The 25,335-nt window shown below is 40.4% G+C and carries 16 protein-coding genes; 10 read left to right on the forward strand and 6 right to left on the reverse strand.

Annotated elements, in window-relative coordinates:
• Positions 1-628: 628 nt before the first annotated feature.
• On the reverse strand, positions 629-1,405 hold the full coding sequence (locus R2S08_RS20240; protein WP_316836838.1) for a LexA family transcriptional regulator: 777 nt from the start codon (positions 1,403-1,405) through the stop codon (positions 629-631).
• Between the two features lie 134 nt (positions 1,406-1,539).
• On the opposite strand from R2S08_RS20240, the gene R2S08_RS20245 reads away from it, so the two are divergent.
• Positions 1,540-1,890, forward strand: a complete 351-nt coding sequence (locus R2S08_RS20245) for a GIY-YIG nuclease family protein (RefSeq protein WP_133780909.1) — start codon at positions 1,540-1,542, stop codon at positions 1,888-1,890.
• Between the two features lie 76 nt (positions 1,891-1,966).
• Here the strand turns inward: R2S08_RS20245 and R2S08_RS20250 are convergent, their stop codons facing one another.
• Together R2S08_RS20250 and R2S08_RS20255 are read right to left on the reverse strand one after the other, a co-directional pair.
• Positions 1,967-4,423 (reverse strand): transglycosylase domain-containing protein, encoded by a 2,457-nt coding sequence (locus tag R2S08_RS20250; RefSeq protein WP_316836839.1) that lies wholly within the window; start codon positions 4,421-4,423, stop codon positions 1,967-1,969.
• Between the two features lie 391 nt (positions 4,424-4,814).
• Complete coding sequence (locus R2S08_RS20255) at positions 4,815-5,135, reverse strand: Dabb family protein (protein WP_133780913.1); 321 nt, start codon at positions 5,133-5,135, stop codon at positions 4,815-4,817.
• 346 nt (positions 5,136-5,481) lie between these two features.
• Here R2S08_RS20255 and R2S08_RS20260 point away from each other — a divergent pair, with 346 nt between their 5' ends.
• From R2S08_RS20260 to R2S08_RS20295, 8 genes are all read left to right on the forward strand, one after another.
• Positions 5,482-8,532, forward strand: coding sequence for a two-component regulator propeller domain-containing protein (locus tag R2S08_RS20260; RefSeq protein ID WP_316836840.1), 3,051 nt, complete (start codon positions 5,482-5,484; stop codon positions 8,530-8,532).
• A gap of 57 nt (positions 8,533-8,589) precedes the next feature.
• Complete coding sequence (locus tag R2S08_RS20265) at positions 8,590-9,219, forward strand: response regulator transcription factor (protein WP_316836841.1); 630 nt, start codon at positions 8,590-8,592, stop codon at positions 9,217-9,219.
• A gap of 90 nt (positions 9,220-9,309) precedes the next feature.
• Positions 9,310-10,257 (forward strand): hypothetical protein, encoded by a 948-nt coding sequence (locus tag R2S08_RS20270; protein ID WP_316836842.1) that lies wholly within the window; start codon positions 9,310-9,312, stop codon positions 10,255-10,257.
• Positions 10,258-10,978: 721 nt separating this feature from the next.
• Complete coding sequence (locus R2S08_RS20275) at positions 10,979-11,848, forward strand: AraC family transcriptional regulator (protein ID WP_316836843.1); 870 nt, start codon at positions 10,979-10,981, stop codon at positions 11,846-11,848.
• A 424-nt stretch (positions 11,849-12,272) separates the two neighbouring features.
• On the forward strand, positions 12,273-15,302 hold the full coding sequence (locus tag R2S08_RS20280; protein ID WP_316836844.1) for a TonB-dependent receptor: 3,030 nt from the start codon (positions 12,273-12,275) through the stop codon (positions 15,300-15,302).
• 31 nt (positions 15,303-15,333) lie between these two features.
• Complete coding sequence (locus tag R2S08_RS20285; protein ID WP_316836845.1) at positions 15,334-16,959, forward strand: RagB/SusD family nutrient uptake outer membrane protein; 1,626 nt, start codon at positions 15,334-15,336, stop codon at positions 16,957-16,959.
• Positions 16,950-18,764 (forward strand): aryl-sulfate sulfotransferase, encoded by a 1,815-nt coding sequence (locus R2S08_RS20290; RefSeq protein WP_316836846.1) that lies wholly within the window; start codon positions 16,950-16,952, stop codon positions 18,762-18,764. Before R2S08_RS20285 ends, R2S08_RS20290 begins: the two co-directional genes overlap by 10 nt.
• Before the next feature lie 127 nt (positions 18,765-18,891).
• Complete coding sequence (locus R2S08_RS20295; protein WP_316836847.1) at positions 18,892-19,623, forward strand: class I SAM-dependent methyltransferase; 732 nt, start codon at positions 18,892-18,894, stop codon at positions 19,621-19,623.
• A gap of 27 nt (positions 19,624-19,650) precedes the next feature.
• Here R2S08_RS20295 and R2S08_RS20300 read toward each other — a convergent pair whose 3' ends face one another.
• A complete protein-coding gene (locus R2S08_RS20300) occupies positions 19,651-20,799 on the reverse strand; it encodes a hypothetical protein (protein ID WP_316836848.1) in 1,149 nt (382 codons plus the stop codon).
• Positions 20,800-21,299: 500 nt separating this feature from the next.
• On the opposite strand from R2S08_RS20300, the gene R2S08_RS20305 reads away from it, so the two are divergent.
• On the forward strand, positions 21,300-21,491 hold the full coding sequence (locus tag R2S08_RS20305) for a hypothetical protein (protein ID WP_316836849.1): 192 nt from the start codon (positions 21,300-21,302) through the stop codon (positions 21,489-21,491).
• On the opposite strand, the gene R2S08_RS20310 is transcribed toward R2S08_RS20305, so the two are convergent.
• A complete protein-coding gene (locus R2S08_RS20310; RefSeq protein WP_316836850.1) occupies positions 21,465-22,058 on the reverse strand; it encodes a GIN domain-containing protein in 594 nt (197 codons plus the stop codon). The two genes, R2S08_RS20305 and R2S08_RS20310, sit on opposite strands and share 27 nt — an antisense overlap.
• A 210-nt stretch (positions 22,059-22,268) precedes the next feature.
• The gene (locus tag R2S08_RS20315; protein ID WP_316836851.1) at positions 22,269-25,334 is read right to left on the reverse strand and encodes a beta-L-arabinofuranosidase domain-containing protein; all 3,066 of its coding nucleotides are present in this window, start codon (positions 25,332-25,334) and stop codon (positions 22,269-22,271) included.
• Between the last annotated feature and the right edge of the window lies 1 nt (position 25,335).

Below are 25,335 nucleotides of genomic sequence, written 5' to 3' on the forward strand. Positions count from 1 at the left end.
GGTCCTCTCTGAGCAGCATTGATTTTTTTCTTTGGGCGCATAAAATGCAGGGTGGATAGGCTGATTGTTTAGCTCCACTTTTAGATGAACTGTTGAAGGTTAAGGGGGGAGAGTCCGGGAATGAGTGCCGTGTTGGTGGTGTATTGGGAGGATAATTGAGGAGAAAGTATTGAAATTGAGCGAGAGAGAGGAGGAATTGGATATTGAAGGTTATGGAGAAGAATCAGGGAATGAGTGCCGTGTTGGTGGTGTATTGGGAGGATAATTGAGGAATTGGATATTGAAGGTTAAAAGGGGAAGAATCCGGGAAGGTAGGAAAGAATAAAAAGAAGAAGCTGATAAAGAAGAGCTCTTAACTTTTAGAGAAAACAGATAGGTCTGCATAATGCAGTTTGGAGGATTCCCCAACATAAATCCCTGACATTCAAATTAACAAATACTAAACAGCATTTAATACACTTGTCAGATTAAACGCCCTGTTCTGCGTTCAGGAAAAAATCAATGTTGCTCAGAGAGGACCTCAGGGGGCCTTGCCACAAGAGCGAAGCGGGGCAAGGACTCCAGTCCTCGAAGAGTAACTTGATTTTTTTTAGCAGATATGCGATTCCGACAAGTGCACTTATAAAGCTTAGTTTTTGTTCAGTTGCGACAGGGATTTCTGCATCTGCGACATCATGGTGGTTAGGGTTTCGATAGTCGGCTCCGGTGTAGGATCCGGCAAGCTTGAAGTAAAATAAGCCTTCGCTTTCCAGATTTCCAGAATGTCATCGGAAGGAACGGTATAAGGATCGTAGGCCTTATTATCAGAGATCAGCTTTAGCTCCTTATTTTCCTTGAAGCGGTTACCCGCTCTTTTATAAACAACACCTTCATTCTTGCTGATGATGATATAGGTCTCCCCGGTCTTTACATCGTTCCAGTTGTCCAGGTATTCGCCAATAACCACACTGCCAGGTTGGATGGGCAACATAGAATCACCTGTAATCTCAAAAGCCCTGAAAGTACCTTGCTTAAGAGAGGGCAGGGGCAATTGAAACTTGGGGAGTTCCCGGATATACTGAGGGTCTGAGAAGCCATTCATATAACCAGCACTAGCCTTTACAGGAACCAGTTCAATGTTTTCATTATCATCTTTATCAACAGAGATACTCAGGACCCTCAGGTTGGAACCCTGGGCTTTCAGGTTGGGTTTCCACTTATCGTTGATCTCTTCGTTGATGAATTCATCTATAGAAAAGTCATAGAAGTCTGCTATTTTTTTTAGCAAATCGTATTTTGGCTCTGCACGATCTTCTTCATAAGCACCAACCAAAGAACGCTTGATGCCTATAGCATCGGCGAATTGTTGCTGTGTAAGGCCTTTTTTCTTTCTGAGGTATTTAAGGTTAGATGAAATATTCGACATAAAATAAAAATTAGAAATAATTTGTTTTTACTAATATTGTTAGTATTATTGTGCCAATAAAGTTAGTAATATTAATTGGTCATACAAATATATCTACTAATTAATTTAGTTGTGAATAATTTTATTTAAATGCTATGAAAAAATTTGTGTACGTAGTAACTGACAGAAACCGGACTAATTTACATGTAGGTATGAGCTCAGATCTGATTAAGACGCTTGAGTTTTATAAACAGATGCCAAGCCTGTTTTTTGATAGTGGCCAGCAACTGACCAGGCTGGTTTATTTTGAAGAATTCAAAACAGAAGCTCAGGCAATAGGCCGTTTTAAACTGCTCAGCCGTTTTACGAGAATGCAAAAGGAAAGACTGGTTCGTTCTTGTAATCCAGATTGGGTGGATCTGACTATTGGGCTTGATTTTGAGCACATCATTAGCAGCAAGGCGATCAATACACAGGTAATGCTGCCATTAGGTATCATGTCCTGATAGAGAGATGATGTAGCTGAATACAGCATCTCTCTTATCTTGATAGGCTATAAAGAAATAGTTTATTGGGAATAGTTTATCGCTGGTTTTGTGACTCCTGCTTTTTCTTTTCCTTCTCTTCCTGACGTTTTTTTCTGCGGAGCTCCCGTTCTTCTTTTTTTGTAAGAGGGGCTGCCGGTACTGCTGCTGCTGGGGCTTCAGGTGTTTTTTTCTCTTCCTGTTTTGGCGTTTCTTCTTTTTGAGGCTGAGGTTGTACTTCTTCTATGGTTGGTACATTAAAAACTGAAGAATCTACCGCTACACTGTCCTTGGCTGTGGTATCTACAGAATACCTTGGGGTAGGGCAATTGATGTTCCTGGTAATCTTTTCTTTTGCTTTGGGAAAAGGTCCGTAGGTGTATCCGGAGTTCGGATCATGGTATACTTTCTCCATGAATTTACCGAATATTGGCAATGCTGTTCTGGAACCTTCACCGGTTTCTCCATTTTTAAAATGTGCACTGCGTTCGTCGCAGCCCACCCAGATTCCAGTAACAAGGTCTTTGGTGATGCCCATATACCAGGCATCTACGTAATCGGAAGAGGTACCTGTTTTACCGCCAATCTGGTTGTTCTTTTTCCAAAGGTCCCATTCCCATAAAGCTTGAGAAGTACCACCTGGTTCTTCCATACCACCTCTGAACATATACAACATCAACCAGCTGATTTCGTCGGAAAGCACCTTTTTGGTTTTAGGTTTGAATTCTTCGATCAGGTTACCGTCCAGATCAGTGATCTTTTCCACCAGAATGGGGTCAGTTTTAATACCATCGTTCAGGAAAGTTCCATAAGCTTTGACCATTTCATATACTGAAACATCATTTGATCCCAGACTTACTGAAGGCACAGATTCCAGATGGCTGTCAATACCGCATTCGTGTGCCCATTTAACAACGTTGTCCCAGCCCACAGTTTCCGTAACCTGGGCAGTAATGGTGTTTACTGATCTGGCCATAGCTAAACGTAAAGACATTTCTTTGTAGGAATTGGAATAACTGGCATTTTTAGGCTCCCAGTATTCTGTTTTTCCGTGTTCCTGGTAGGCGATGCTGACTGGCTTATCTACGTAAGTGTCGCAAGGGCTCATTCCTTTTTCTAATGCTGCCAGATAGGCAAAAGGTTTGAAAGTTGATCCGGCTTGTCTTTTACTTTGGTTTACGTGGTCGTATTTGAAAAACTTATGGTCAATACCACCTACCCAAACTTTGATCTTACCAGAGAAGGGGTCCAGACTCATCATACCTGTGTTCAGGATTTTTCCGTAATAACGGATCGAATCCATCGTAGAGAATAAGGTGTCGCGGTCACCTCCCCAGGCAAAGACACGCATTTTTTTCTTTTTGTTGAAATATGCGTCTATAGAATCTGCATTGTTGTTGTATTTCTTCTGCAGCATAGCGTAGATGGGAAGGTTCTGTTTGGCCCGGTTAGGGTAATCAACTTTCTTTTTTTCGGAATCCTGCCATGGATCTTCCTTGCCCCATACACTGTAAAAACGCTTTTGAAGACTTCTCATCTGTTCGTTTACAGCTTCCTCTGCATATTTCTGTAGTTTGGAATCAATAGTGGTATAAATTTTTAATCCATCTTCATAGAGATCGTAACCATTATCCGAACACCATTTTTCGAGGTATTTCGCAACTGCTGCTCTTAAATAAGAGTCTCCGTCGCTGCCATCGTCAATACGGCCCTCTTTTAACTTAATGGGGGTATTCTTGAAGGTGTCGAGCTGTGCAGCGGTAATGTATTTGTATTTGCTCATTTGAGCCAATGCCACATTTCTGCGTTCCAAAGCCCTTTGGGGATTCTTAACGGGATTATAGTAAGTTGTTCCTTTTAACATCCCCACTAAAAGTGCAGACTCAGGTACGTCTAAATTCAACGCATCTTTGTCAAAATAGATTCTCGCGGCAGTTTTGATTCCGTAAGCGTTGTTTCCAAAAGAAACGGTATTGAGGTACATGGTAATGATGTCGTTCTTGGAATAATTGGATTCCAGTTTTACGGCGGTCATCCATTCCTTTAATTTGGAAACCAGCGTACGGACCACCGGGATATGTTTTATAAAACCCTGCGATTTATTATATCTTGTTCTGTAGAGGTTCTTTGCCAGTTGTTGTGTAATGGTACTGCCGCCACGTTTATCGCCCGAAGCGGTAGAAAGCCCGCTGGAAATCAAAGACCTGAAATCGATACCCATATGCTGGTAAAAGCGCACGTCTTCAGTGGCTACAAGGGCATTGATGACACTTGGCGCAATTTCTTTAAAGTCAACAGGGGTTCTGTTTTCCTTAAAGTAACGGCCAATCAGTTTACCATCTGAAGTATATAATTCAGAGCCGACCCGTAGTGTTGGGGTTTTAATGTCCTCATAAGAAGGAGAGTATCCAAATAGCCACAAGAAATTTAACTGGAGCGCACAGAAGAAAATGATGATACAAAAAATTGATATAGTGGCGTAGCGGATATATTTATTGCGAATCTCTTTGAACATGTGGATAAATATCAATAAAACGTAAAACAGTAAATGTTAAAATTTGTTAAAAACGGTAGTTTAGACTACAAGTCTTAAGCTGCAAATTAACGTAATTAATTTAATAAAATTGCGCTATTGTATCGTTCTGCTGAGGCAAGGTAAAAATTATGAGGTGGGTGAATTTTTTGAAAAACACTTGTACTCTACTCCAAGGCTAACGATATCAGGTGCACGAAGGGCGCACAGATCTCTGAGGCCTTTTCGCAGAGTACAAGTGTTTTTCTTAGCAAATTGCAGAACTGGAGCGCCGAAGGGTGCAGAAATGGAGGGCCGAAGGGCTGGCTATGGGCCGTTTTAAAAAGCTAAATGAGGGATTGCTGATTGTTTAAGTATTATTAGAATAAAAGGTTTAGGCTTGTACAATATCGTAGACGAGGACTTTCTCCCATAAATGACCGTAATTCTTAATGAAATCCAAATGAATGGGGTGTGTTTGATAGGTTTCCTGTCCTTCAAGATCACTAAAGAACATCAACTCTGATACATCCCAGCTGTTGTCTACAACATCGCGTTTTTCTGTGCTGGCAACAATGCCAACGTGTATGTCGCGAACTGTTGGTATTGCTGAAAGTGTTTTCACTCCATTGATCAATTGATCGCGATCTTCTTTTGAATTTGGGTTTTTTAACCAGAAAAATACATGATGTACAACAGGATAAGTCTTATTCATAATGGATAAATTTAGGAAACCGGAATGATTATTCAAAGCAGACTTAGGGTGGAATGGGAGGTGAATTTTTGAAAAACACTTGTACTCTACTCCAAGGCTAACGATATCAGGTGCACGAAGAGCGCACAGATCTCTGAGGCGTTTTCGCAAAGTACAAGTGTTTTTCTTAGCAAATTGCAGAGGAGAGACCGGGAAGTACAGTGACACCGGGGATAGAGCACGCTTATTATTCATTGTTTTTCTGTCTGACCCCTGGACAAGACTTGGAATATTTGCTTATCTTTAAGTTGTAATGGCTTTTATACAATAGGTGATCATCGGTTGTTTAGTAGGTTGTTAAAATAAAATGGTGAAAGGCTCCCTGATTCTGGCTCTTTTATTTCAATGCTTATGCACTTTCGCGCAGCAAGATTCTATTTTATTCAGGAACATAGGTTTAAATGAAGGTTTATCACAAAGTAGTGTGGTCGATATCGCATTTGATGCCAAGGGTATGGTTTGGATGGCTACCCAGGATGGTTTAAACCGGTATAACGGGAAGAATTTCCTTGCAGTGGATAAGAAATTCGATGATAAAACTTCTGGAACAAGCAGCAGACTGGGAAAAATTGAAAGCGCGGGCGATCATTTTCTATGGATTCTGGTTAAAGGGGGGCATCTTGAAAAGTTTGATTTGCTTAGCCATACCTTTCTACGTGCGGATATCTTCTCTGGCAAAAACCGGGAGGTCATTGTCTGTTTTTATCCGGAAAAAGATGGAAAATTGTGGGTGGGTACAGAAAGCGGAAAGCTGTATGAGTATGACAGCCATACAAGAAAAGTAATCAGGCAAATTGCCATTCCTGTTACAACTTCCCAGCCGGTAGTTAATGCATTCTTTAAAGACAGCCAAGGAAGGCTATGGATCATTGGGAGTACAGTAGGTTATTTAGACAATAACAAAGTTAATAATGTGGCTTTTGAGCCATTGAAATCCAAACAAACCAGCTCGTACAGCTGTATGACTGAAGATAGTGATGGAAACCTCTGGCTGGGCAGTTGGGGCAGAGGGCTTTTTGTGAAAAAGAAAGCTGAAGCTCATTTCCATCAGTTTATGGGATATAAAACAAGAGGGCTTCCTTCTGACCTGGTCATAGAAGCAGTCCTGGCAGATGAGACCAATAGAATTTGGATTGGTACCTATGGTAAAGGGCTCTTTATTGTAGATACAGAAGAAGAAAAATTAGAGCAATTGGTTAATGACAGGAGAAATCAATTTTCAATTGCCTTTAATGATATACTTTCTATTAAACAGGATGCTCATCGAGGGATCTGGATAGGCACCGATGGCGGAGGTTTAAGTTATTTTAATCAAAACGGAAACAATTTTAAATTATTTACTGATCAGACCGTTCCGTCTGATGTAGAAATTTCTTTAGTCAGGTCCATTACTACAGACAAAGAAGGCAATATTTGGGTTGGTACCACCAGTAAAGGCCTGACCCAAATCAATGATAAACGGGTCCGATATAAAACCTGGCATTTTCCAGCTTATAAACGGAGCATTTCTAACCCGGACCGTATTGTTTCTCTTTTTAATGACGAAGCAGAGGTCTTGTGGATAGGTACCCAGGGTAATGGTTTAATTCTTTTTGATGCCAAAAAAGGTAAGATTATAAAAAGGTTTCATCCCGATGCAGCCTCCGGATTAAAAATGCCGGATGGAACGGTGTGGTGCATGTACCCTCATCGAAAAAATGAAGTATGGTTAGGTACACAAAGCAGTGGTCTTTGCCTGGTCAATGCGCGCAGCGGTCTAATGGCCAGGTATATGCCCGGTAATGGACCAAATAATTTTACTGATGCCATACGTGCTATGGTTTCTATAAATGACAGTACTTTATGCATTGGTTTTGAAAAAACAGGTCTGTTGCTTTTTAATACGGTAAGAAAGAGCTTTTATGAGATAGGTTCAAAAGATATTTTCAGTTTTTTTAGTGTGGAAACCAGTGTTAAATGCTTATATTACAGTGATTCCGTGTTGTGGGTTGGAACCGGGGGCAAGGGGATACTTACCTATAATATTGCGACCAGGAAGACCAGTTTGATCACGGAAAAAGATGGCCTGCCAAACAATACCATTTATGGAATATTACCGGGGCCGGATCACTTTTTATGGGCCAGTACAAATAAAGGCCTCAGCCGTTTTAACGCCTCCGTAGCTAAGCAAAATGTAAAGTCTTTTCAATTTACCAATTATACTGCTGAACAAGGTTTGCAGGAAAATGAATTTAATACGGGTGCTTTTCACAAAAGTTCGGATGGAATGCTTCTCTTTGGGGGTATTAATGGGCTTAATGTATTCGATCCTTCTAAATTTAATGAAGCGCGAAAAACAGCACCAGTAGTTTTTACCCATATTTTAATTGATGACAAAGCGGTGGGGGATGAAACAGCTGTGCCATTTTTAAAGGAGGTAAGGCTGGGTTACGAGAATCATTCGGTCATGCTCAACTTTGTTGCATTGAATTTCCCGCCTTTAACTCAGTACCATTATTATTATAAACTGGATGGCTATGATCAGGAGTGGATTGATGCCGGTCAAAGAAACTATGCTGCCTACATGAATGTTCCAGCCAATTCCTACCGTTTTCTGGTTAAATATGTACAACCTGGATATGTTAATAAAGGTGTGGTTACAGAAATTCGTATTGATATTGATGAACCATTTTGGGAAAAAAATTGGTTTATTGCTGATCTTGTGCTTTTGTTTCTGGGCTTAGTTTATTGCCTGTACCGCTATAGAATAGCCCAGGTTTCAAAGCTGGCTCAGATGCGCCAGGGCATAGCGACAGATTTACATGATGATATCGGTTCTGCTTTGTCTAATATCAATATCTTATCAGAACTTTCTAAAAAAAGCCTTCAAAATACCACTTTGGCTCATATTTTTCTGGACCGAATTTCTGAAGAGGTACAGACTTCCAGCCAATCTCTCGATGATATTATATGGAGCGTAAATACTCATAATGACAATTGGGAAGAAACTTTTAGCCGGATGAGGCGCTATGCTGCTGAAGTTTTTGAGAACAACAATATTCTATATCACCTTAAGCTTGATGAACAGGTCGGAACTGCGAAATTAAACATGGGGAAGAGAAGGGACATTTTTCTGGTTTATAAGGAGATTTTGAATAATATAAACAAACATGCTGAGGCAACGGAGGTAGAAATAGAGATGTGCTTTAAGGAAAAAAAACTGATGATGATCATATGCGACAATGGCAAAGGCTTTGATAAAAGCAAACAAACCCACCGGAATGGTCTTAAAAATTTAGCCCGGAGGATTGCCTGTTGGAAGGGAAGCCTGACTATAGATGCGGATGATAAGGGGACCCGGATAAAGATTCTGATATAACAGAGGATCACTCATTTGAGTGGGCTTTGCTATGGATTAAATGATTAATTTAGAGAGATGAATCCAATCAGTATTATATTGTTTGAAGATAATGAACGGCTCAGGGAGTCTCTTGTTTACCTGTTAAACAATACCGATGGATTTAAGGTACTGGCAGATTATGGGCATTGCAATGATGCGGCATCTGCTGTTAAGGTATATAAACCTGAAGTGGTATTGATGGATATTGATATGCCCGGGACAAATGGGATTAAAGGTGTAAAAATGGTTAAGGAGGCTATGCCTTTAACTGCTGTTATTATGTTTACCGTTTTTGAAGACGATGATAAATTGTTTCAATGTCTTTGTAATGGTGCAAATGGTTACCTCTTAAAAAAGACAGCGCCAGGAAAACTTTTCGAAGCGATACAGGAGGTGATGGATGGGGGAGCACCAATGTCGCCCTCTATTGCCCGTAAAGTTTTGAATAGTTTTAATCAAGGTAAGCCAAAAGAATATAATTTAACACCAAGAGAGTTGGATGTGTTGCAGTTGCTCATTAAGGGCTACAGCTCAAAAATGATTGCTGCTGAATTAACGATATCTTTTGATACCGCAAGGTCTCATTTAAAAAATATTTACCTGAAGTTACATGTGAATTGTGGCAAACAGGCCATCTCTAAAGTGCTTACCGAGCATATTCTTTAATGTTTTTATACTACCCAAAGATGTGATTTCAGGGTCAGGTCAATTGCTGCAATTTTGAGGTAATTATTTGAAACTTAAATCCATTTTCTTATGAAGAATTTTAATTATTTTTTATTTGTGATTACCGCAGTTGCGGTAGTTTTTACCTCTTGCAGCAAAGATGGACCAATTGGCCCTGCCGGGCCAGCGGGTACAACGGGAGCTACGGGCGCAACTGGTGCGGTAGGTGCCACTGGAGCTGACGGTACTAAAATTTATTCGGGCACTGTTGTCCCTGCTGCAACACTTGGAGCTAATGGCGATTTTTATCTTAATACCGCCACGAGCATGCTCTATGGTCCCAAAACGGCTGCAGGCTGGGGTACAGCCACAAACCTTATTGGCGCAACTGGCGCAACTGGTGCTACGGGGGCTACGGGTGCTACCGGTGCAACTGGTGTCGCAGGGTCTAAAATTCTCAGTGGTACCGGTGTTCCGGCAGCATCTGTTGGAAGTAATGGCGATTATTACCTTGATCCGGCCAATTATTTGTTCTATGGGCCAAAAGCCGGTGGCGCATGGCCTGTGCCCATTAATCTTAAAGGTGCTAAAGGTGATCCTGGAACAGCAAATGTGATTTACTCCGACTGGGTAACCCCAAGTACTTACACTAAAACTACCGTTTTTGGAACTGTCTATTTTACTGCTGACATTGCAGCTTCAAAAGTTACTCAAGCCATATTAGATCAGGGTACAGTAATTGTTTACGGCAAACTGAATGGTTACAACCCCGTTATATGGCCAACAGATCAGGTGGCAAACCTGCCTATTTCCATCACTTATATGAGCGGTGCGGTCTCTAATATTGATGTTTGGTCTGCATTGAACACAGTGGGGAGCATCCGAATTAGTCTGACCAGTTCAACAAATGCCTATGGTTCCATATCTAATGCTCATCAGTTCAGGTATATCATTATCCCTGGAGGAGTGCATACATTGTCGAATGTTAATTCCAAAAACTATGATGAGGTTAAGCAGGTTTTGCATTTAAGAGATTAAATAAGGGAGAGCTCTTTTTATGGAGTTGAATTTTTTCGAAAAACCCTTGAACTCTACTTCAAGGCTAACGATATCAGGTGCGCGAAGAGCGCACAGATCTCTGAGGCCTTTCCGCAGAGTTCAAGGGTTTTTCGTAGAAAATTGCAGAGGGAAGGGTGGGGAATGCAGGGGGGCAGGAAGACTATATTATGATGCACAATCGTTTTCGTAATGGTGAATTTTGATGTTTAATATTTTGTGCTATTTAAATAGCCGCTCGAATGACTGATTCTGTTAGTTGTTAAAGTAAGTATTTGTAATAAATAGTTAATAATAAAGTTTTTGTTGTTGTTGTTTTTAAAAATAAGGAAATCTTTGCTTGATTATATAAAGTGTTTGTGTTGTAAATGAACAGGTTATCAAACGTTTGCGTTAAAGTAAACTTGCGAAAGAAAACGGGTTTTAGTAGATTCATTAATTGTCTCCGTTATACTGAAGCAGGGTAAGAAACTTGAAGCGTCAGCTTGAGAAACAGATGAGGAGTTAAGCTGGGTAGTGGAGCTATAGACACAAATAAATTTTTAGGTGAATAATGGAATATGCGGTTTGGCGGATGCTAACCGCATTTCTTTTTTGGTTAAACTTTTGAAACTATTATTTCCGTAATTGTCAATTTGATTTCTAATTTTGAAGCACCTTATGAAAATTTGTTGCTTATATTTTTCGCTCTAGACCTGCCTTTATGCTAAAAGATATTTACCGGGAAAAATCCCCGCTAACAGACAAAGACTGCTTTTTAGTCTTCGATCGTGTGAAATCATCGTTTACTTTTCCTGTACATATCCATCCTGAATATGAATTGAATTTTGTGGAGGGGGCTGCCGGGGCGCAGCGGATCGTTGGTGATTCTGTGGAAACAATTGGTGATAAAGACTTGGTTCTGATTGCCAATCCGGAATTAAAGCATGCCTGGAAAAATGGTGAATGTACGTCTGATTATATTCATGAAATTACGATTCAGTTTCATCCATCGCTGATTAATCAGTACCTGGGTAAAAATCAATTTCAAAGTATACAGGAGTTGTTTTCCCGGGCTTCTAAAGGTATAATTTTTGGTGCTGGTGCCATTGATAAAATTCTTCCTGTTCTGAGGTTACTTACCATGGAGAGAGATGGATTCTATTCTGTGATGAAGTTATTGATGCTGTTGTATGAATTGTCTAAATGCGAGGACATCAGGGAGCTCTCCAGCGCGGCGTCTCTGAATATGTCTCCAAATGAAATTTTGATCAATAAACTGCACGGTTATGTTTCCAGGAATATTTCTGAGGTAATTTGCTTAACAGATGCCGCCGAAGCTTTAAACATGAGCCGTTCTACCTTTGCCCGTTTTATTAAGAATAATACGAAAATGAACTTCAGTTCCTATTTGTTCGATTTCAGGATAAATATGGCTATGGAAAAACTTAAAAAAAATGCTTCTATTGCGGAAGTAGTTAGTGAATGCGGATTTAATAGTGTTTCTTATTTCTATCGCGTATTTAAAAAAGCGAAAGGTTTAACACCTGCTGAATTCAGAGATAGTCACCAGAAGGACCAGATCATTATCTGATTGTGGTTGATGAAACAGAGAAGAGCATATAGTTCAATAGGATTGAGCGATTTGTGCAATTTGTTTTGATCTGTTGTTTTGTTTAAGGTTTTGTTTTTCAGTTGATTGTGATTTTGTGGCGTTCGCCGAAAATCAGATTTATGCCTTGAATTTTATTGCTGATAATGAAATGATTAACGCGGTTTGGCGTCATTGATGGCATACATGGTTTGTTTTGAGCCAAAATAAAGAATCAAAAGTTCAATTCGATTGAGCAAATCCTGCAATTTTCCGGTTTGACGAATACATAGTTTTATCCCAATTAACTACTTCGATTTAACCAAATGTAATGAGTATGGACTTATTTGTGTTTAAATACACGCATTCTGCCGTATACGCTCTGAATTCTTCCTGCATCATTGCAAAAAAAGCCAAGCAACATTAAATGAGAACAAGTCTATTAATTTTATTTTTAGTCAGTTTATGCCTTTTCGCAAGTGCACAACAGGCTATTACTGTGAAAGGCACGATAAAGGACAATGCCAATAATCCTTTATCTGGTGCTACTATCGTGATCAAGGGGAATACCGGGGCTGCCGGTGGAACCACATCGGATCTCAACGGGAACTTTAGCATTCAGGCACCTGAAGGCGCGGTTCTTATATTTTCATACGTTGGGATGCAAAAAACAGAAGCTACTGTTGGAAAATCAAAGACCATGAACATCGTACTTTCGGACGGCGATCAGCTGAATGAAGTTGTGGTAGTGGGCTATGGTACAGTGAAGAAAAAAGACCTGACGGGTGCTGTGGCTTCCCTAACCGGAAAAGAGATGCAGACTGACGTCGCTAAAAGTGCAAGTGGTGCATTGCAAGGCCGGATTGCCGGCGTAAGCGTGGCCAGCGTGAGTGGTCAGCCGGGAGCTGGTATGAGCATTAACATTCGTGGTTTAAGTTCGCTGGGTTCCAACACACCTTTGTACGTTATTGACGGAGTATACGGCGATATCAATATGGTTGACCCTTCTGATATTGCCTCTTTGGATGTACTCAAAGATGCTTCTGCAGCGGCTATTTACGGCTCGCGAGCGGCCAATGGTGTAGTTCTGATTACCACAAAAGGGGGTAAGAAAAATACACGTGCTTCTATTAGTGCCAGTGTATATTCTGGGGTGCAAACTATTGCAAAGAAACTGGATGTACTGGATGCGCAACAATGGAAAACCATCATGGGCCAGTCTGGTTATTTGCCAAAAGAGGCTATAAATTTTCAAGGAACGGGTACAAACTGGCAGGATGAAGTTTACCGCACAGCTCCTTTGACCAAAGCAAATGTTGGCATTACCGGAGGTTCGGAAACAGCAACCTATAATGTATCTGCTGGTTACATCAACCAGGATGGTATTCTGATCAATTCGGGATATGAGGCTTACAATATCCGCAATAAAAATACTTTTTCTTTTTTCAATGATCATTTGCGCATCGGTAACACTTTATTGTTAACTACAGCGGAAAGACAGGATAATCATTTAACGATAACGGATCCCTTGCGTCAAAATCCCTTACTTGGGGTATTAGATCCTAATCAGCTTGGTGGCTATGCTGGTATTTTACCCTGGATGAAAAACATGGACAATCCGGTAGGTGCTTCGAGGTTGTTTGACAACAGATTAAACAAAACGGATATTTTATTGAATGCTTATGCGGAGGTAGACCTGGGTATAAAGGGGCTGAAATATAAGTTGAATTACGGTTACAATAGAAATAACGGACGCAATTATAATTATAATGCACCTTATAACTTTGGATCGGGGGCGGTTCAGTCTAAATTAAACGAGTCGGCTTATTTTAATAACCAGTGGCTGTTGGAACATACTTTACATTATGACAATACGATTGGTAAGCATACCATATCTGCTTTGTTAGGCTATTCATCGCAGGAGAATTCTAACAGGTCTTTTGGAGCAGGACGGAGTGATATCCCGTTTGGAACCAATTCTATCGGTGCAGGATCGACTACACAACAGACAACCTCTGGAGATTTGCAGGAATATTCGTTGATTTCTATGTTTTCACGGGCGATGTACAGCTATGATTCCAGATATATGATGTCGGTATCGGTTAGGCGTGATGGTTCGTCACGTTTTGCTGATGGTCATCGTTATGGTGTATTCCCTTCAGTTTCTGTGGGCTGGAACATCATGAACGAGAAATTCTTTGCCAGTGCAAAGGATGCCGTTAGTGAGTTGAAAATACGGGCAAGTTATGGTAAACTGGGTAACCAGGAGATTGGTAATTATGCTACGCAAAGCATCAGCAGCAGCGGGATCAATTATATAGAAGGTGGTAACTGGTGGATGGGCAGCAACACCGGGGTAACCTGGGTATCTCCAAAAGACCTGACCTGGGAAGAAACACATACCAAAAACTTAGGATTGGATGCCAGCTTCTTAAAAGGCAAATTATCTTTAACTGCAGATTATTATGTTCAGGAGACTAAAAATGTATTGTTGAGTATCTCTATGCCTGGTTCAACAGGATTGAAAGGCAGCCCGACTATGAATGCCGGAACGATTCAAAATAAGGGTTTTGAGATGCTGTTGAATTATAAAAACAGTATTGGAGAGGTTAATTATTCTATTGGAGTAAATGCTTCTACAGTTAAAAACAAAATCACGGCGATTACTGTAGGTAGTGAAAAACAGGAATTTGCTGGCTACAATCCTCAAGGTGAGGGAACCATTACCTGGGCTAAACTTGGGGATCCGATTGGTGCATTTTATCTGATCAGGACCAATGGTATCTTTCAATCTGACGCAGAAGCACAAGCTTATAAAACGCCTGCCGGAAAAGTGATTCAGCCTAATGCTAAGGCTGGTGATATCCGATTTGTTGATTTTAATGGCGATGGGCAAATTACAGATGATGACCGTCAGTATGCAGGTAGTCCTTTCCCGGATTTTAATTATGGTATCCGTGGTAGTGTAAACTATAAAGGTTTTGATCTGGGGATCTTTTTTGATGGTATGAAAGGTAATAAGATTTATAACTATACCAGAGCGCGTATGGAGTCTATGAATGAGTTCACCAATTTTGGGGCAAACGTGCTGAATGCCTGGACGGATCAAAACAGGAATACAGATGTTCCCCGTTTTACGCAACAGGATGAAAACAAAAACAGCCGCCGCGTGAGTGACCGCTGGTTGGAAGATGGTTCTTTTTTCCGCCTGAAAACATTAGAAATCGGTTATACTTTCGATAATGGCTGGGTAAATAAGGCCCGTATGAAAAATTTCAGGCTTTTTGTAGCAGCAGACAACTTGTTTATTGTAACCAAGTATAAAGGATACAGCCCGGACCTTGGACAGAATGATGATCAGAATGGTGGTGGTTCCAGCACCATGTCGAGAGGAACGGATCACGGACGTTTCCCTGCCGCTAGAACGATCACAGCAGGACTTCAGGCAAATTTCTAAGCATTAACAGGAACAACTAAAAGAATACATCATGAAAACAAATATATTGAAGCAACTGTCGGTGGTTGCTATACTCACGATCTCCATGGGGGGATGTAAAAAAGACTTTCTGGATCATGTCAATCCAAATCAGGCCGTAGAGCAAACTTTTTGGACTTCTGAAGCCAATGCTCAATCTGCTATGGCAACGGTTTATTCTCCGATCCGCGGGCAAATGTATGGCTATTTTGGTGGATATACCGGATGGCATACCATGAACCGTGCAGATGATGTGTGGTTTATTTTAGGGGAGGAACTGCAAAACTGGGAGCCGGCTACTTATTCCAACACAGCGAATACTGCCGGAAGTGATTTTGATCAGATTTACCAGTGTATTAACCGGGCTAACGTGGTGCTGAAGAATGTGAAAAATGTGCCAATGAGTACGGATAAGATTAATTCGTTAATTGCTGAGGCGAGTTTTCTGAGAGGTTTCTCGTATTTCCTTTTGGCCAGCAATTTTGGCGATGTGCCTTTGCGCCTGATTCCTGCTTCTGAAAGCACGGAAGAAATTATGAAACCATCTTCTCCTGAGGAACAGATTTGGAAGCAGGTTGTAGAAGATTTCAAAGTAGCTAAAGAATATTTGCCAATTGTACGTCCTGCTGCTGAAGCAGGAAGGGTTACCAAGGGAGCAGCTATTGCTTATTTGGGTAAAACCTACAACTACATGAAGAAATATGCAGAAGCTGAAGCAGAATTGAGCACGATTATGAAAGCTCCTTATACTTATGATCTGGTGAGTAAATTCGAAGATAACTTTACAGAGAATACAGAGCTGAACAAAGAATCTGTATTTGAAATCATGTACAATGGCAGCTTTGGACAGGGCTCATGGGGCTCTGAAGAGGCAACAAGTACTCAAGGTTTTGTGATACCGAATTTTGTTGGTCCTCAGGGAACTGGTGGCTGGTTTAAATGGATGCCTACGGCTTCTGTTGTAAATGATTTCATGGCAGAACAAAGACCGGCGGGTTCGGATACTAAATTTGACAAACGGATGTACACTAGTTTTTTCTGGAAGTATTCTGATTTTGAAAATACATTGGCCGATGGGGCTTGGTTTGGAAATCAGTCTTTTGATCAGATCTGGGAAGCGAGTGCAACCAAACGCTTGAGAGGTGAGCCGGATTTCTCTACTGTTAATGGTAAAAAAGGTCGTTTTTTGATTAAAAAGTTTACCAATTTTTATAAAAACGTTGCCGATGCAAACAGTATGTACGATCAGCAAAATCAAAACAACAACCTCAGGGTGATGCGTTTTGCCGAAGTTTTATTATTACACGCAGAGGCGGCCATGAAGACAGGTAAATTGAGTGATGCGGCTAATGACCTGACGCGTATCCGGGACCGGGCAGGGCTTGCTGCCAAAACCTGGAGCGGTGTTGATGATTTATGGAAAGAAGTGATTCACCAGAATGAACTGGAGTTTTTCTTTGAAGGCCATCGTTTCTTTGACTTGAAGCGTTTTTATACCTATGACCAAATGAAACAAATTCTGGTACAGAATAAGAAGCAGGGTGCGTCGAATTTTCTGCCGAAACATTTTTATCTGCCTATCCCGCAGACGGAGTTGAATACGAATACAGCTATTCAGCAACATCCGCTGTGGAGATAATTTTAAAGCGGGGCAGGACAGTATTGGTGATGCTGGTCCTGCCGCTACTGCTGCTGGTTGCCTGTAAAAAGGATAAGACAGCGGAATCTTCCAAAGAGGGAACCTATGAAGCTTCATTGGAAAGTATGACGGAAAAGGGAAACTTACTCTTAAATTATGTAAAGGGAGATAAAGTTTATACGTTTAATTTTGAAACAGGAGCGGTAGAGGTACCAGTACAATCTATTCTTTCTGTAGAAGATCATCCTGATCAGTGGGCAACTGTGGTGAATTTTGCGGATAAAAAGAGTCTTTCTGTTCCCTCTAAAGGAAATGCCTTGGATTTTATGGTGAAGAAAGTAACTTTAGATCCATCAGGGTATAATCCATTGGCTGCAACAGTTGAGGTTTTTATGCCGGCCAGAGGCAGAATAAAGGTGATTATACAAAGTAAAACAGGTAAGAATGGCACTATAGAACATCTGTTTACGGCTTCAAATAACAGACAAATTATTCCTGTGCTGGGATTGTATGCCAATTATAACAACCAGGTTGATCTGGTTTTTACAGATATGAATGGAAAGGAACGTGGGCGAACACAGGTTAGCATACAAACAGCTCCTCTGAAGGTGAGTGCTTTTCCAACGTTTGAAGTAATTACCGCTCAAAAGGATCGTATGGAACCGGGACTCGACCTGGTGAGTTATTCTGGACAAAGTGAACTAGATACTTCATGTCCCTATATGATAGATTCGGATGGGGAAATCCGTTGGATTTTGTTGCTGAAGCAATCGCCCGATCTTAAGCGGTTTACAGAAATGATTGGTTTTAAGCGTTTGAAGAATGGGAATTTCCTTTCTGGTGATAAGGACGCATCACGTATTGTGGAAGTTGATATGATGGGCAACCTGATTAAGCAATGGGATTTAAATAAATTGGGTTATACTTTTCACCATGAAGTGACTGAGGCAGCCAACGGGAATTTTCTGGTTACTGTTTCTAAATCTGATGCACGTTTAGTGAATGGAAAACCGAGGATCAATGACCATATTATTGAGTTGAATCCTACTTCTGGTACTCTTGTAAAAGAATGGGATCTGGCGACTATGCTGGATACCTCCCGTTATGAGATCCATACTGATGTTTTGCCTGGTGACAATGCACAGACTGCCAGTAACTGGGCCCATAACAATTCAATAGCCGAACTTGGGACTGATTTAATGGCAACGGTACGTTTTCAGGGGCTCATGTCTTTTAACAAGGATGGAAATGTAAAATGGATCATCTCGCCTCACAAAAACTGGGGTACTGCTTATCAAAAATATCTGTTGTCTCCTGTGGATGAATCTGGCAGGGCTGTAATTGATCCTAAAGTAATTTCTGGGGAAACCGGGGCCAGTGGATTTGATTGGGCATGGGGCCCGCATACGCCGGTTTTAATGCCCAATGGTCATATTCTGGTTTTTGATAATGGTTATTATCGTCATTTTCAGCCCAATTATATTAATGGTTCAAGCTATAGCCGTGTTGTTGAATATAAAGTGGATGAAGCGTTAAGAACCGTACAGCAGGTGTGGTCTTATGGACAAGAAAGAGGGGCGAATGGTTTTGCTTCGGCACGTTCTTCTGTACAATACTTAGCTCAAACAGGACATGTTTTATTTTGTCCTGGTGTTAACACCAAAACAAAGAATGGCTTTGGCGGGAGGATTGTTGAAATTAATCCTGGTACGAAGGAGGTGATTTTTGAGTTGGAAATAACTGATCCCAGTGCAAGCGCATTTCACCGGGTAACCAGGATGGAAATTTATCCGGGTAATCTTTGAAATAGCTAAGCGCTTTACCTCTGAATAGTTGGAAGTTTTGTTTGAATGGGCAGTCTTGGTTGGGCTGCCCTTTTTTTATAAAATCTTTTTAACTTATTTTTGATGAATAGCTGTTAAATATATTCTAATGAAAGAGAATAAATATGATGATCCGGCTTTTTTTGAGCAGTATGGAAAGATGAATCGTTCGCAAAAGGGACTTGAAGGCGCAGGAGAGTGGTATGTTTTGAAAACAATGCTTCCCGATCTTAGTGGAAAGGATGTGCTTGATTTGGGGTGCGGGTTTGGGTGGCATTGTAAATATGCAATTGAAAATGGGGCAAAATCTGTAGTTGGAATAGATATTTCTGAAAAGATGCTTGAAAAGGTAAAACAGATTAACAGCCGGGATGGAATTCAGTATGATAACGTAGCGCTTGAAGATGCTGTTTATTCACCGGAAACATTTGATGTCGTATTTAGCTCGTTGACCTTTCATTACATACAGTCATTTGAAAGGCTTATTCAAAATATTTATAAATTCCTTAAACCAGGAGGTTACCTGGTGTTCTCTGTGGAACATCCGGTTTTTACGGCTGAGGGGACGCAGGATTGGGCTTATAATGAAGCTGGTGAAAAGCTTTACTGGCCTGTGGATGATTATTTTAAGGAAGGAAAAAGAAATACTGAATTTTTGGGAGAAAAGGTATTGAAATACCACAGAACACTCTCTACTTACCTGAATGTACTATTAAAAGCAGGATTTAAAGTTACGGAAATTAAGGAACCGATATCGAGTGAGAAAATGTTGAAGGAAGTTCCTGAAATGAAAGAAGAACTCCGCAGACCAATGATGCTATTGATCTCGGTTCAGAAATAAGAAGTTTTGTTTTTGAATATGATTGTTCTAATTCTCCAGTAATAAGCTCAGTGTAACTGTTTCGCGCCAAAACACAAATAATAAACTAAATAATAAGCAATACCATAAAACATCGGTCCACCTTCTGGGCTTAAACCCGAACAGAATAATCATAAAAACAGGTAGGCCTATTGCATAAATTAAAAGGAAATTATAGATTTCGTTAAAGAAGTCGGAATAGTGGTCAGGGATTACTGCACAAATGATCAATTGTATTAGCCATGTTAGAAATGGTAATGAAATAGATAGTAAGGACTTATATAAGATTTTAATATCTGGAGAAAGAGGTTCCTTTGTTTTGTGGTTTTTTCTCAGTTTTATTACTATTGCAATGCAAAACAGAAGTAGGATTGCAAGGTGAAGGCCTTTAAATATTCTGGTTTGTTGTCTGGTATTGATACTTTTAGAAGAGGCTAATTTCGAAAATTTAAATTCTTCGATAAGCGTAGTTTCACCATTTTTGAAAGTCCTTTTGATGGAGGTATTCAGGGATGGATCAGTAAAAGTCCATACAGAATCCGCTATCCCATTTTTGAACTGGCCATCAATCAGGATTTGATCCTTACTTTTTCTTAAAAATTTACCATGCAAACGGCTTCCTTTGAATACCACATCATCCTCATAGTTATTGGTATGAATCTTTAGTTTGTTGATCTGATTGGGTGGGATAATTTTAGATTGGCCTGGCAGCTCCTTTAAAACTTTTTGGTCCAGATCTCTCAAATATAGGTTCTTGTTAAAATCATCATCTTTTACAGATTCTCTATTCAGTTCCATATAATCTATCTCAACGGCGAGCAGGTGATCAAATGGATGAAATTTAAAGCCCTGGTCTACGAAGTTGCTGTCAATTAAATGATCAGTTGAGTTAAAAAGGACATATTGTGGTTGTTCGAAACGTAGGAGTTGCCTTGGCATAGATGTGGCACAAAACGAAAAAAGTGTAATCAGTCCGGCAAGAGGTGCATTGAAATAGGTTTTTCTTTGAGCAATTGCATAGAGATACCAGCTGAATGGCAAGACCAAAAGTGCGAAGAGATCTGTAAGATCTATTGTTCTTTGGACAGGAAAAATATAACAACTAAACAAGTTGATGAACGTTTCGGAATAGCTGCTTTTCCAGTAAATAAAAAACAAACAAGTTAACAGGTAGATTGCGAATTTTCTTTTTGGAAACAGGACGGACCAAAATATAGGGAAAATAAACAATCCGCAAACGTCTGAGAGTTTCCCTGTTAATGAGTTGTGAAAAATTATTTTGAGATAAAGGTCATTTAAAAGCAGCAGAAATAAACAAACAAGAAAGGGAAAGGTGGTTAATGGTTTGAGATTTACTGACATACCTGTTTTTTTAACGTCTGTAATTAATACCCAAAAGAAAGTTTAGTAACCCCTTTTTGTGGGGAGTTTTACGATAGGCTATATTGTTTCGGCTTCAATCAGTAAGTATAATCTGGGCTGCCGGAGCGCTGGACGTATCCTGATTATGGTGAGTTGTTGCTGTTGAACTTTTATCCCGGCAGGCACTAGCAAAAAAGATGATTATGATCAGGTTAATAAGGTGCTTTGATTTTTTCATAGAGCTTTAAAGAGGTAAATCCTTCTCAGAAATCATTTGAAAATTGGTCTTGTATACTATGACCAAATTAACAAATGAAGCCAATTTATTAGCAATCATTATTTACCAGAATAGAGATACGCTTCATATTGCGAATAATTTATATGATGGTTATACGCAGGGGCTTAAGAAATCATGGAAATGGAAGTTACAGGCTTCCATTTCTATGGTTATTTCTCTGATATTATTTAGAGTTCCTTTCAAAGGCTAGTGTTTCTACTGAAAGGTATTGGGTCTTCAAAGCCACGAAATTGTCGACGTTCAATTTCTGGGTGTCGCCGATTTCCAGTGTATGATCGTCGGTAGATCCGCTTAGCTTTAAGTGGGCATGATCATGTAGAGAGGTGTATAGACCCTGAGTACTTGTGCGGAGATCAGCTTTGGCATTTCCTCTTAAGAATATCTGGAGGAATTTCGTCCTTAGCCAGCCTTCAGTTTTAACTATAGCATTGTCTTCTGCCTCAATTCTGTAGATGTCATTTACATAAATAAAGAGCTTGCTTGACTCTTGACTGTTACCGATAATTCGGAGTATGCCACCGTTCTTTATAACTTTTACACGACCTGTATTCTCATCGGTATAGGAAATGCTTTCAGGTAGCCCCTGAACCAAGATCACCTCAACATTTCCCTTGACGGAGATTTTTCGGATGGGAGTGGTATTGGAGGTTTTTATTGGGTTTTTATCTGTTGCGAAGACGCTTACTGGAAGGGTAGCTGTTATTAACAGCAGCGCTGTTAGTGCTCTTGTGATTTGGATTTTGATTGAGGTTTTCATGGTTATATTTAACTATTTGATGTCATATAGACCAAGCTTGTGCCAAATCGAAGTTATTTTTGTAAGTGTATGTTAATCAGTTTTTTATTTTTAGTTTTAATATTGTTATGTTCGTTAACGAACAGTTTATGAACGCGAACGAACAGTTGTGCAATGAGCTCTATTTGATAAAATGGTCATATGAATTTTCTGAATGATTGATCTGAAGATCTATTTTAATGTAACATCCAGATAAACAGAGTGACGCCCGTATGTTTCATAAAATGGTTTAAAAACTACGTCATCAATAGTGAATTCCAACTGCTGTGGATCACCCTTAATTGACTTACTGATATCCTGGGCATTTAAAGTTATTTTACGCCATTCTTTTCTTGCTTCTGGTTCCTGAGCCGCCAGTAAAACCGGTCCGTAAAACAGACTGGCTATGTTCTGCTGGTCCATAACCGGATCCAGGTGAAACTGGAACGGTATTTTCAATTCTATCCTATCGCCATCCTTCCAGTTTCGGCTTATTTTAAGATAAGTACCAGGATCGGCCTGGAATTTTTGTTCTATGCCATTGATCTTTACAAAAAATCCCCCGGTTGCCCAGCCCGGTACACGTACATTGACATCAAATTTTCCATTGCCGCGAATTGTCAGACTGGTATGGTCTTCATTTGGAAAACTTGTAGTTTGCTCTACTGTTATATTGCGTTCTGTCCATTTTAATGTAGACGGTATATATAGATTTACATAAAGCGCCTTGCCATCCTTACTTTTAAAGTAAATAGAATTTTGCAGTTTGGTGCTGCTCTCAATAGCCGTACCATTGCAACAGGTAAAACCTGTCATATCTTCATTACTAAATTGTTTAACAGATCCTGGTCTGAGGGGAACATGGTAGGTATTGGCGGGGCTGTCTTTAGCTACAGAGGCTAGAATATGGTTGTACAAACCACGCTCATAATAGTCCATTAACTCTGCACGCTGATCGAAGAGAAAAAGGTCGCTGGTCAATTTTAGCATATTGTATGTGGCGCAGGTTTCGTTCTGTCCTCCTGCGGAGAAGCCGTTTTCGTACAGTGTTGCGGGTTGACTGATGAAGCACTCCGCATTGGCTGGATTACGTGCACCTGCAACTCCTCCGATACTGTACATATAATCATTAACGGTCTTATACCAGAAGTTATCCGCAACCCTGTAATATTCCGGGCTATTGGAAACACGATACATTTCTATACTTCCTACAATCTGAGGTATATGTTGATTGGCATGCAGTCCACGAAAGGAATCAACATTTTTGGCCAGTCCTTGTGAATGTGCCGTATCGCCATAGAATACCTTAATGTTATCAAACAGTTGCGCTGTTTTTAGGTATTTCTTTTCACCGGTAATTCGGTACAGGCGGGCCATGGATTCATTCATACCTCCAAATTCTCCGGCAATGTACGTATTCCACATTTTGATAAGTCTCTCCTGAGGCAATTGACTTAAGCGTGCGTATACCCAATCGCTCATACCAGTAGCTGTTTCAAGCGCTTTTTTATTACCGCTCACTTCATATACGTCTATTAAGCCAGCCAGTATTTTATGTAAGGTGTAATAGGGGGCCCAAACCTGGTTTTTCTGCCCTCCGTACAAAGCTCCGTTTTCTAACATAATAAACTGATCGGGCGGATAGGCACTGATGAATCCTTTACCCCAGTTCCAATAATCGGTACGGATACCCTGATCACTAAGATCTGAATCAAAACCTGATTTTCCAGGGCCATATGGTACGGCTGTTGGGTCTGATACATATGTAGTGCCCGCATCTTTTGCCTTTCCTGATCGTTGTGATAACTGATAAAGAGTATTTACCATATACTCCATTTTCTCGGAGAAATTGGCCTGAAGTGCCTTATCATATCCTGTGCTGGCGTAGGCTTGTGCAATTGCCGTAAGATAATGCCCTGTAGCATGCCCTCTTAATTTGGTGTCCTGACTGTCCCATACGCCCAATGGTTTTGCGCCTTCTGGTTGCTTCTGACCAAATGCATGGCGGAACATATAAAGAAAGGAGTTAGGATCGGTCTTAGCTAATGTCCGTATAAATTTATCGCGATTTTCGATAAATTTGGTTTCGTGGTGGTGAGCATCGCTTTTCAAAGATACCTGATCCAAATTAAAGGTTTCCAATTTAGCCTCTGGTGTAGTCGATTTGCTGGATTCTTTTACTGTGACAAATGCTTTTGGTTGAAAATCTGTTCCGCTAACACGTCCGGTAACGGTATAGTGTCCAGGCTTAAGAACAGCGCTGTTTTCCGCAGGAGAGGGCCACAGGATACGTACTTTTGGACCTTTCATTTCATTCCGGTAGGTTCCCTGTAGATAACTTGGTAATCTGGGTAGATTTCCTACTTCAGTTTCCACTTCTACATCGGACACATGAACTAAATAAGTATTATACAACTGTGCCTCAGTTGGAGAAAAATGTGGCAGATCATCCTCACGCTTTCCGGTGTTTGCCGGACCTTCATGAACACCGCCCAGGGAATTGTTGTAAATTCCGGCAATTTGTCTTCTGCTTAAGGGAACACGATAAATACGGAAATCATGTATCAATGCATTAAGATTGGGATCTCCTGGCACCAGCGATTTTCCGATATAAAGTAGTTTTCTCTCTCCTGATTGCAGACCGAATACCTCTGTTAACTCTGTTGGAATATCTTTAGTTTCGCCTGCGGGCTTACCATTGACATAGGTGATCATAGACTTTGAAGGAACATCTATCACTATAACAAGATGAACCCATTTATTGACCTCAATTATGGGAGAAACCGCTCCATTTTTATTGCCCTTTTCTGCAGTTATTAGCGCCTGATAACCTTTTTGAGTATTTGTTCCAGCAGGGGCTGCAAAAAAATGTCTGCTGGCGTCTCTTCCGAAATCAAAAAAGCGTTGTCCAGGAAGATCTGAACGTAAGTATATCCATCCTGAAATGCTGAGCGATTCGATATCCTTTAGTGCTTCTCCCGGGATCGTAAGAAAACTGTTGTTATCTCCGGAGAGCGACAAAACTTTTCCAAACCGATTTTCATTGATGAATTTGACCCCGGTGCCCTGAAATTTAGCGTGTAAATTATTTCGGGACCAGTCTTTGACATCTCCGTCAAACACGTAGCGCGCAATCATTCCCGTCTCGCCGATTCCATCTAGTATCTGGTCTCCATTTTGTGCTTTCGCGATATTGTTACCCTGGATTAAAACAGCAATAAACAGGATGATACCCAAGAATTCTTTATACGTTTTCATC

The organism is Pedobacter nutrimenti (assembly GCF_032678445.1).
Classification (GTDB): Bacteria; Bacteroidota; Bacteroidia; order Sphingobacteriales; family Sphingobacteriaceae; genus Pedobacter; species Pedobacter nutrimenti_A.

What these genes read in the sequence shown, in the direction of transcription:
- R2S08_RS20285 (WP_316836845.1), top strand. Translation starts at nt 15,334, where the DNA reads ATGAAAACAAATATATTGAAGCAACTGTCGGTGGTTGCTATACTCACG.
- R2S08_RS20265 (WP_316836841.1), top strand. Translation starts at nt 8,590, where the DNA reads ATGAATCCAATCAGTATTATATTGTTTGAAGATAATGAACGGCTCAGG.
- R2S08_RS20260 (WP_316836840.1), top strand. Translation starts at nt 5,482, where the DNA reads ATGGTGAAAGGCTCCCTGATTCTGGCTCTTTTATTTCAATGCTTATGC.
- R2S08_RS20295 (WP_316836847.1), top strand. Translation starts at nt 18,892, where the DNA reads ATGAAAGAGAATAAATATGATGATCCGGCTTTTTTTGAGCAGTATGGA.
- R2S08_RS20310 (WP_316836850.1), bottom strand. Translation starts at nt 22,058, where the DNA reads ATGAAAACCTCAATCAAAATCCAAATCACAAGAGCACTAACAGCGCTG.
- R2S08_RS20255 (WP_133780913.1), bottom strand. Translation starts at nt 5,135, where the DNA reads ATGAATAAGACTTATCCTGTTGTACATCATGTATTTTTCTGGTTAAAA.
- R2S08_RS20240 (WP_316836838.1), bottom strand. Translation starts at nt 1,405, where the DNA reads ATGTCGAATATTTCATCTAACCTTAAATACCTCAGAAAGAAAAAAGGC.
- R2S08_RS20315 (WP_316836851.1), bottom strand. Translation starts at nt 25,334, where the DNA reads ATGAAAACGTATAAAGAATTCTTGGGTATCATCCTGTTTATTGCTGTT.
- R2S08_RS20270 (WP_316836842.1), top strand. Translation starts at nt 9,310, where the DNA reads ATGAAGAATTTTAATTATTTTTTATTTGTGATTACCGCAGTTGCGGTA.
- R2S08_RS20280 (WP_316836844.1), top strand. Translation starts at nt 12,273, where the DNA reads ATGAGAACAAGTCTATTAATTTTATTTTTAGTCAGTTTATGCCTTTTC.
- R2S08_RS20275 (WP_316836843.1), top strand. Translation starts at nt 10,979, where the DNA reads ATGCTAAAAGATATTTACCGGGAAAAATCCCCGCTAACAGACAAAGAC.
- R2S08_RS20245 (WP_133780909.1), top strand. Translation starts at nt 1,540, where the DNA reads ATGAAAAAATTTGTGTACGTAGTAACTGACAGAAACCGGACTAATTTA.
- R2S08_RS20250 (WP_316836839.1), bottom strand. Translation starts at nt 4,423, where the DNA reads ATGTTCAAAGAGATTCGCAATAAATATATCCGCTACGCCACTATATCA.
- R2S08_RS20305 (WP_316836849.1), top strand. Translation starts at nt 21,300, where the DNA reads ATGACCAAATTAACAAATGAAGCCAATTTATTAGCAATCATTATTTAC.